The 8,793-nt window shown below is 42.2% G+C and carries 8 protein-coding genes, 1 tRNA gene and 1 pseudogene; 7 read left to right on the top strand and 3 right to left on the bottom strand.

Annotated elements, in window-relative coordinates; all coding sequences use genetic code 11:
- The 3 genes from prmC to hemA form a co-directional block, all read right to left on the bottom strand.
- The coding region (gene prmC, locus MED121_RS11305) for a peptide chain release factor N(5)-glutamine methyltransferase (RefSeq protein WP_009833826.1) at nucleotides 1-704 on the bottom strand (704 nt) is incomplete at its 3' end.
- 25 nt (nucleotides 705-729) lie between these two features.
- Nucleotides 730-1,821 (bottom strand): peptide chain release factor 1, encoded by a 1,092-nt coding sequence (prfA, locus tag MED121_RS11300; RefSeq protein ID WP_009833825.1) that lies wholly within the window; start codon nucleotides 1,819-1,821, stop codon nucleotides 730-732.
- Nucleotides 1,822-1,887: 66 nt separating this feature from the next.
- Nucleotides 1,888-3,162, bottom strand: a complete 1,275-nt coding sequence (hemA, locus tag MED121_RS11295; protein ID WP_009833824.1) for a glutamyl-tRNA reductase — start codon at nucleotides 3,160-3,162, stop codon at nucleotides 1,888-1,890.
- A 314-nt stretch (nucleotides 3,163-3,476) separates the two neighbouring features.
- Between hemA and MED121_RS23710 the strand changes: the two genes are divergently transcribed.
- The 7 genes and pseudogenes from MED121_RS23710 to MED121_RS11265 form a co-directional block, all read left to right on the top strand.
- Entirely contained in the window at nucleotides 3,477-5,351 is a 1,875-nt protein-coding gene (locus MED121_RS23710; RefSeq protein WP_009833823.1) for a TPR domain protein, read from the top strand.
- Nucleotides 5,348-5,920, top strand: a complete 573-nt coding sequence (gene lolB, locus MED121_RS11285) for a lipoprotein insertase outer membrane protein LolB (RefSeq protein ID WP_009833822.1) — start codon at nucleotides 5,348-5,350, stop codon at nucleotides 5,918-5,920. Before MED121_RS23710 ends, lolB begins: the two co-directional genes overlap by 4 nt.
- A gap of 82 nt (nucleotides 5,921-6,002) precedes the next feature.
- Nucleotides 6,003-6,893, top strand: coding sequence for a 4-(cytidine 5'-diphospho)-2-C-methyl-D-erythritol kinase (gene ispE, locus MED121_RS24060; protein WP_009833821.1), 891 nt, complete (start codon nucleotides 6,003-6,005; stop codon nucleotides 6,891-6,893).
- Nucleotides 6,873-6,947 (top strand) — tRNA-Gln (locus tag MED121_RS11280). The genes ispE and MED121_RS11280 overlap by 21 nt, the downstream gene beginning before the upstream one ends.
- 37 nt (nucleotides 6,948-6,984) lie before the next feature.
- A complete protein-coding gene (locus MED121_RS11275; protein WP_036180284.1) occupies nucleotides 6,985-7,932 on the top strand; it encodes a ribose-phosphate diphosphokinase in 948 nt (315 codons plus the stop codon).
- A gap of 81 nt (nucleotides 7,933-8,013) precedes the next feature.
- Entirely contained in the window at nucleotides 8,014-8,592 is a 579-nt protein-coding gene (locus MED121_RS11270; protein ID WP_009833819.1) for a 50S ribosomal protein L25/general stress protein Ctc, read from the top strand.
- Nucleotides 8,593-8,615: 23 nt separating this feature from the next.
- Nucleotides 8,616-8,793, top strand: a pseudogene (locus MED121_RS11265) (aminoacyl-tRNA hydrolase); the annotation flags it as partial.

Genomic DNA, 8,793 nt, shown 5'->3' with positions numbered 1-8,793 from the left:
AAATAATCTTTCGCATTGCGGGCAATGATTTCTATATCAGAGTAACCCTTTTGGTCTGCAATCAAGGCAGATTTAGGCTCAAATCTCACATCACCCTCATCAAGATGATGATCTTCAGGATCAATATAGGGAGGATTAGACACAATCAGGTCAAAATCAGTTGTAGCAACATTATCAAACCAGCTACTTTGTTGAATATCCACATTGAGATTTAACTTTTGGTTATTCTGTCTAGCAAGCTCAACCGCTTCTGGAATTAAATCAACCGCACTGACATTCGCATCATGCCTTTCACTGGCAAGCGCCAAAGCAACAGCGCCTGTGCCTGTACCTAAATCCACAATACTCGGTGATTTAACATCAGCAATTAGCTCAAGACCAATTTCTACCAAACATTCAGTGTCGGATCTGGGAATTAAGGTAAATTCTGATACCGCTAATTCAAAGGTCCAAAATGCCTGACAACCTAATATGTAAGCAATTGGTTTACCTTTAAGGCGCTGCGCTAACAAAGCATCAAACCTTGCCCTGTCCTCTTCTGATACTGGCTTTTCTGGCCAAGTATAAAAGTAAGACGTATTCACACCCAGTACTTCAGCCAGTAATAACTGAACATCTAACTCAGGTGTTTCAGTGAGTTTGCTAGAACTAGAAAGGGCCGCTAATTGCGCGACCCCTTGCTGGATAACTTGATCAATTCTCATGTTATTTCATCATGCCAATTGTCATTTATCGATTCTCTTCACTCAATGCCGCAAGCTGTCCTGCTTGGTGCTCATTGATAAGAGGCTGAACAAGATTATCCAGATCACCTGTGATGATCTCATCTAATTTATAAAGGGTTAGGTTGATTCTGTGGTCAGTGACACGACCCTGAGGATAGTTATAAGTACGAATACGCTCTGACCTATCACCACTACCGACCAAGGATTTACGGGTTTCAGACTGCTCAGCTGCATGCTTTTCTTCTTCAGCAGCCTGTAATCGAGATGCAAGCAGCGCCATCGCTTTAGCACGGTTCTTATGCTGAGAGCGCTCATCCTGACACTCAACCACAACACCTGTTGGAATGTGCGTCAAACGAATCGCAGAGTCAGTTTTGTTGACGTGCTGACCACCTGCGCCAGATGCCCTGAAAGTATCCACTCGCAAGTCTGCTTTATTAATTTCAATGGCATCCTGCTCATCCATTTCTGGCATGATAGCCACAGTACAAGCAGAGGTATGAATACGACCTTGGGATTCTGTTGCAGGCACACGCTGCACACGGTGAACGCCGGATTCAAACTTCAGTAAAGAATAAGCCCCTTCGCCCACAATACGAGCGATAACCTCTTTATAACCACCATGCTCACCTTCGTTACAACTGATCAATTCAACCTTCCAGCGTTGAGTTTCAGCATAACGAGAATACATGCGGAATAAGTCACCAGCGAAAATAGAGGCTTCGTCACCACCGGTTCCGGCACGCACTTCCACAAAAACGTTACGACCATCATTAGGGTCTTTCGGCAAAAGCAGTTTTTGCAAGTCTAGCAAAAGCTCTTCTTTTCGAATTTGGCTCGCTTTCATTTCTTCCACACCCATTTCTTTAATATCTGGGTCGGAGTCCGTCATCATGAGCTGTGCTTCTTCAAGGTTTTCATCATTCTCTTGAAACTCTTCAAAACATTTCACAACTGGCTCAAGCTCTGCATACTCTTTTGAGTAGGCACGAAACAAGTCCTGATTCATGATGATTTCAGCATCACTTAATAAGGCGGCAAGCTCTTCATAACGATCGGCTAAGTTTTCTAACTTTAATTTAATCGATTCTTTCATGGTTAAGGTCTTTTTATATAATTCTTTAAAGCAAACCCGCTTTTCCCTAATCTGGAAAAGGATTAGCTAGTTTTTATCATCTTTAAGTTCTGTCATACCTAGTACTTTTAGGGCAACGTCTAGGCTTGCTTGATCATCATCCGCCCCTGCTTCACGCAAAAACTGGGTGGGAGTATGGATCAGTTTATTCATTAAGTTGTGCGCCATTTTTTGTAGAACTTGTTCAGGATCTTGGCCAGCACCTAAATTTTTTAACGCTCTTTCGTATTCAAATGCCTTAATGTCTTCCGCTTTTTGACGGTAAGACACAATCACGTTAGACACTTTTCGAGAATCTAGGTTACGCCTAAACTCAACCACTCCCGCATCAATAATAGCTTCAGCTGCAGTCGCGGCATCTTGTCTAGCTTTCACGTTTTGCTCGATAACCGAATGCAGATCATCTACCGTGTAAAGATAAACATCATTAATCTCTTCTACCTCAGGCTCAATATCCCGAGGAACCGCTATATCAATCAAAAGTATCGGTTTATGACGACGCTTTGAAACCGCTTTTTCAACCATGCCTTTACCAATAATAGGTAACTGACTGGCGGTTGAAGAAATCACCAAGTCTGCTTGAGATAGATATTCGCCGATATCCGCCAGCAAGATGGCTTCTGCTCCCATTTCGGCGGCTAGCACTTGTGCTCTTTCTAGGGTTCTATTCGCGACTATAATGCGCTTTACACCGCTCTCTTTTAAATGGCGAGCCACCAATTCTATGGTTTGACCAGCACCGATCAAAAGCGCTGTACTGCGCTTTACATCCGCAAAGATTCGCTGGGCTAAACTCACCGCAGCGAATGCAATGGAAACAGGGTTCTCACCAATAGCTGTGTCTGTGCGTACTTTTTTAGCAATTGAAAAAGTACGCTGAAATAACGCCTGTAAAGACTGACCTATATACTTTCCCTCTTGAGAGACAGCATAAGCCGATTTTACCTGACCAAGTATTTGTGGCTCACCTAACACTAAGGAATCAAGCCCAGAAGCCACGCGCATAATGTGCCTGACACTTTCATCATCCTGATGAGCATAACAATACTGCTGCAGTTCATGGACAGGGATTTGATGATATTCACTTAACCACTGGATGATCTGGTTAATGCTGGCACCATCAGGGACGGCACAATAAAGTTCGGTTCTATTACAGGTAGAAACAATAACAGCTTCATCCGCTCGATCACGGGTGATCAAAGACGATAAAGCGTCGAACATTTTCTCCGGTGCGAACGCAACTTTTTCTCGTATCGCAACTGGTGCTGTTTTGTGGTTGATACCAACCGTAATTAGCGGCATTCAGGGAACTCTTCACAGGTAATGAGATCTTAGCATCAAGCTAAATAAGGCTATTTAAACTAGGCCCCAAAAATTAAGGCCTCGCATTATACGTGGAAACCGCACATTTTCGCACCCCATGTGATCAATTAAAACAAGAAAGCTTGTCGTATTGTGGTCCTTAGGCTACTGACATTGCAAGAATGAAGGGATAGTATAAGGCTAAAGCTTGAATGATTAAGGAAATTAATCTCATTTGAAAATGAGTTTTTTGATCCGACACACGACTTATTATGTTTAAGTTAAACCACTCTTAAAACAGGGCTAGACAATTTATGACACTGCCTCTTCTTTTCAAGCAAGTTGCAATCGTTGGTAAGAAAGGCATCTCTCTTGATCTGCTTCCCCTTGCCAAACGTCGCGCCCTTAACCTTGTTTTATTCAGTACTGGTTTAAGTCTGGTTGCCTGCAGTAGCACACAAGTAGCGAATAATACTCCGACTATTGAACAACAAGCGCCTTTTATTGACACCACTCAAACTCAAGAAATTACCCTTGAACAGAATGAAAACCCACTACTCAAACAATTTTTGATCGCTGAGTTTAATTTGCACAGAGGCAATCTTCAGGCAGCTTTTGATAGCTACTATTCGTTAGCGCAAGCAGAAAACAATATAGAAGCCATTCAAAGAGCGACAGATGTCGCAGTAGCCATGAACAACCCACTGCATATTGAGCAAGCCAGCCAGACCTGGCTTCAACTTGAGCAAACAGATGCAAGGCCCTATCAGCTTAACTATGGGGTCCAAATTAATTTTCAAAACCTTGACGCTGCCCAAGACTTACTCGCAAAAGCCCTATTAAATGAAGTAGACATTAGCTTTATACATGAAGAGGTAAATCGTAGCGCGAGAAACGTAAAACAAATAGAAACCATCAAGCAAAGCCTACTGAAGCTAGAAACCAAACCTGATAATGTTCAAATTGAAATCGCCTTAGCCAGAATTGACTTTTTACAAGGTAACTTTGAAGCGGCCTTAGCGAAAAGCAGCGCATTAAAAGACAGATTGGGCAGTGACAAACTAGGGGTAGAAAGTTACTTAATATTAGCCTTTAGCCAGAATCAAAGTGGTCAGTTAAAGTTAGCCATTAAAAGCCTTGAAGAAGCATTAGACTACCATGAGAACACCCTTAGGCTATTAACACCTTTGTTAAACTTCTTGCTACTTGATGATCAGTTAGAGACCTCAAAGCATTATTACAAGACAAGCAAGCTCCCTTTTGAGGAAGCCGTTCAACTCTCTCTTAATTACATAGGACAACTCACTGATCATAATCAAGCGGAATTAGCCTTATCTTTACTTGAGAAAATTGATTATCAAGCAACCGGCTTAGCAGATCAGTTTTATTATATTGAAGCCAATGCCTTAGCATTATTGGATAAGAAACGAGACGGTATCAAATTATTACTCAAGACCACAGGCCCCCTTAAATTCAATGCGGTTGAACAGGCTGCTATTTGGTTATATGAACTAGATGATGCCAAAGCAATCAATGCCATGGTGTTGTCTAAATTAGATAATCGTAAAAATTTGGATATGATTCTTAATATCAGCTTTTTACATGAAGAGAACGAAAGACTCGATTTAGCAGATCAATTACTGAGCCAAACACTAGATATTTATAAAAACGCCAATGCACTGAGATATAAAAGAGCCTTGTTAGCAGACCAAAGAGGTCAATGGCAAGAAACCTTAAATGAACTTAATCTGCTGATCGAAATTGACCCACAAAACCCTCAATACCTAAATGCGTTAGGTTACACCTTATTGCAATATACAAAACGTTATACTGAGGCCATGACACTAATCGAAAAAGCGTATCAACTTAATAACGAAGACCCTGCGATTATTGATAGCCTTGGTTGGGGACACTTTCTATTAGGTAATAATGATCAAGCCGTTTTTTATCTCAATAAAGCATGGAATCTATTAAAAGATCCAGAGATTGGTGCGCACTTTGGAGAAGCCCTATGGCAAAACAATCCCGAGCAAGCCAATCTTATTTGGTTACAGGCACTGGATAACAATCAAAATCACGATACCTTAAAGGATACCATTAATCGCTTAAACCCAAACTTTATTTACCCTAAAGTAATGCCTAACTCACCTTCTATTTATACGGATATAGCACAGGATAAAACACCATGATAAGAGCGTTTTTTCTCTTATGTATCAGCATTTTAATCACAGCATGTTCAAGTAATTCCACTAAAATCATTCCCCCTCCAGAAAGTGTTGATGCCATCCAAGAATGGCAAACAAGTGGACGAGTTGGCATTAGAACGGATCAAGATGCCATTTCAGGAAACTTTAACTGGCAACATAGCCCCGAAGGATTTAGCTTAATAATCAGCGGCCCTTTTGGACAAGGCACAACCAAGATAAGTCAAGACGAGAGTCAGCTCGTTACGCTTGAATATAAGGATATCAAGGCTGTTGGACCTGATGCCCAAGCATTACTTGAACAACACTTTGGTTGGCAATTTCCAGTCAATCAAATCGCTTACTGGGCACGCGGACTGGCTGAGCCAAATTCAGCTGCTGCATTCACCTACAATGTTGATAGTCAATTGCTTGAAGCCTTATCACAAGATGGTTGGTTAGTTAAATATAAAGAATTTACCAACGTGCGGGGACTTGAATTACCCAGAAAACTTCAAGCAGTTAAAGCGCCTTTCAGGGTAAACCTCATTATGAATGATTGGACCATTCAATAAGGCTCCCCCTATCACAGAGTAATTTTATCACTGGGCAGATCAATTGATGCTCTGCCCATCAGAACACAAAAGCTAGATAACCATGATAAAGACTAAAACCCATATCACCTTACCTTCTCCTGCTAAATTAAACCTTTTCTTACACATCACAGGTCGGCGTGAAAACGGCTACCATGAGTTAGAGACGCTTTTTCAGTTTATCGATGTCTGCGACACTCTCTCTTTTACATTGAGTAAGAAAGATGAGATTTGCTTGCTAGATGAAATAGAAGGTGTGAAACAAGAAGATAATTTAATCTATAAAGCCGCTAAAATCCTTTTACCCTATCGATCCGATAAGGTGACTCAGGGGATTGAGATTAGCATTCAAAAACAGCTTCCAATGGGCGGCGGAATTGGCGGTGGCAGCTCTAATGCTGCCACCACACTTTTGGCCTTAAATCAGCTTTGGCAATGCCATTTAGATTTAGAGACACTGGCTCAACTAGGGCTCGAATTAGGCGCTGATGTGCCTATTTTTGTCTTTGGCAAAAGCGCCTTTGCCCAAGGGATAGGTGAAGAGCTAACCCAAGTAGAGCCAAGTACACCTTATTACCTTCTTCTAAAACCTGATTGTGAAGTCAAAACTGTTCAAATTTTTACCGATAAAAATTTGACAAGAGACACCCCTCCCATCAAAATACCGCACGCCTTGAAGCTGGGTGGACATAACGATTGTCTTGAGGTTGTAAGAAAGCATAATCCTGAAGTAAATGAAGCTTATCTTTGGCTTAAAAATCAAGGAGATGCAAAACTTACCGGAACAGGCTCATGTCTTTTTGCGGCGTTCGATAGTCGAGACGATGTTTTAAGCGTTTTAGCACAAGTGCCTGACAAATGGCTAGCATGGCAATGTCAGGGTTGTAATATCTCGCCAACACATCAAGTTCTTGACCAGTGGATTGAGCATAATTGGGGTATCGCCAAGCGGTAAGGCAACAGGTTTTGATCCTGTCATGCGTTGGTTCGAATCCAGCTACCCCAGCCAAACTCTATTCACCATGAAAATACAAAGGGTATTTACAGTGTCCAAGTTAATGGTTTTTACCGGTAATGCCAATCCTGAACTCGCCCGTAGGGTTGTGCGCCGACTAGGTCTTCCTATTGGCAATGCAACAGTAGGAAAATTCAGCGACGGAGAAATCACAGTTGAGATCAATGAGAACGTTCGTGGTAAAGACGTTTTTATTATCCAATCTACCTGCGCACCTAGTAACGATAACTTGATGGAACTCATCGTAATGGCAGATGCCTTACGTCGTGCTTCTGCTTCTCGTGTAACTGCTGTAATCCCTTATTTTGGATACGCTCGTCAAGACCGTCGTGTACGCTCTGCTCGTGTGCCAATTACAGCTAAAGTTGTTGCTGACATGATCTCAGCAGTGGGGATCAACCGTGTGTTAACTGTTGACCTTCATGCAGATCAAATACAGGGCTTTTTTGATATCCCTGTTGATAACGTTTATGCCACGCCATTATTGCTTGACGATCTACAACGCCAAGGCCATGACAATGTTACTGTCGTTTCGCCTGATGTTGGCGGTGTTGTTCGTGCGCGTGCTTTTGCAAAATTACTAGACGATGCTGACCTTGCGATTATCGACAAACGTCGTCCTCGTGCGAACGAAGCACAAATTATGCATTTAATTGGTGATGTTGCAGGTAAAACATGTGTCCTCATTGACGACATGTGCGATACTGGCGGCACTTTATGTGCAGCAGCAAAAGCCCTTAAAGATCATGGCGCAGAAAGAGTGTTAGCCTATGCGACTCACCCGATTCTTTCTGGTAAAGCCATTGATAATATCACTAACTCTGTACTTGATGAGTTAGTTGTTTCAGACACGATTCCGCTAAGCAAAGCAGCGCAAGAATGTCCACAAATTCGCCAGTTGTCTATGTCAGACATCATGGCAGAAGCTGTTCGTCGCGTCTGCAACGAAGAGTCTATTAGTGCCATGTTTGGGGCCTAATTAAAAAATAAAACCAAATAATACGTTCGGATTTGGTCGCACTTCTGGACATTTAACTTTTAAAATTTAGGAAACAATCAAATGACATTATCTATTAATGCCGTAGCACGTTCTGAAGAAGGTAAAGGTGCGAGCCGCCGCCTTCGTCTAGCTAACAAAGTACCAGCTGTAATCTACGGTGGCGATGCTGCCCCTCAGTCTATTACTTTTGCTGAGAACGAGCTGAAAAAAATCACAGAAAACCAAGACTTCTTCACAACTGTTGTTGAAGTAGTTACTGATGGTAAAGCTGAAAAAGTTATCGTTAAAGCACTACAACGTCACCCTGCTAGCCCAGCGGTTATGCACGTTGACTTCCTACGTGTTGACGAAGCTCGTGTAATCACAACTCGCATTCCTCTAAACTTCGTTGGCGCTGCAACATCTGAAGGTGTTAAGAGCCAAGGTGGTCGTCTGAGCGTTGAAGCGAAACTTGCTGAAGTTCGTTGCCTACCAGCTAACCTTCCAGCTGCGCTAGAAGTTGATTGCACAAAAGCTCAACTAGGTGACATTTTCCACCTATCTGATGCTCAACTACCTGAAGGTGTAGAGCTAGTTGCACTTCTTAAAGGTAACGATCACAACCAACCTATTGGTCGTATCGGTAAAGCTAAGAAATAAGATCTGATTGTAAAGGCGGTATTGTGGCAGGTTTCAAGTTATTAGTTGGTCTAGGTAATCCTGGGTCTGAATATGAGAACACTCGCCATAATGCCGGCGCACAATTGATCGAGACACTGGCTCAACAGAGCCAGTGTACTCTTAAAAACGAAAAAAAGTTCTTCGGCCAATTTGGCAAAGTTTATATAGGTGGGCAGGAAT

This window comes from Marinomonas sp. MED121, assembly GCF_000153025.1.
Taxonomy (GTDB): Bacteria; Pseudomonadota; Gammaproteobacteria; order Pseudomonadales; family Marinomonadaceae; genus Marinomonas.
Note: the sequence above shows the minus strand (reverse complement) of the source record. Positions and strands in the feature narration are given on the sequence as shown.

Coding starts and splice junctions, on each gene's coding strand:
- prfA (WP_009833825.1), bottom strand. CDS start 1,821: ATGAAAGAATCGATTAAATTAAAGTTAGAAAACTTAGCCGATCGTTAT.
- ispE (WP_009833821.1), top strand. CDS start 6,003: ATGATAAAGACTAAAACCCATATCACCTTACCTTCTCCTGCTAAATTA.
- hemA (WP_009833824.1), bottom strand. CDS start 3,162: ATGCCGCTAATTACGGTTGGTATCAACCACAAAACAGCACCAGTTGCG.
- MED121_RS11270 (WP_009833819.1), top strand. CDS start 8,014: ATGACATTATCTATTAATGCCGTAGCACGTTCTGAAGAAGGTAAAGGT.
- MED121_RS23710 (WP_009833823.1), top strand. CDS start 3,477: ATGACACTGCCTCTTCTTTTCAAGCAAGTTGCAATCGTTGGTAAGAAA.
- lolB (WP_009833822.1), top strand. CDS start 5,348: ATGATAAGAGCGTTTTTTCTCTTATGTATCAGCATTTTAATCACAGCA.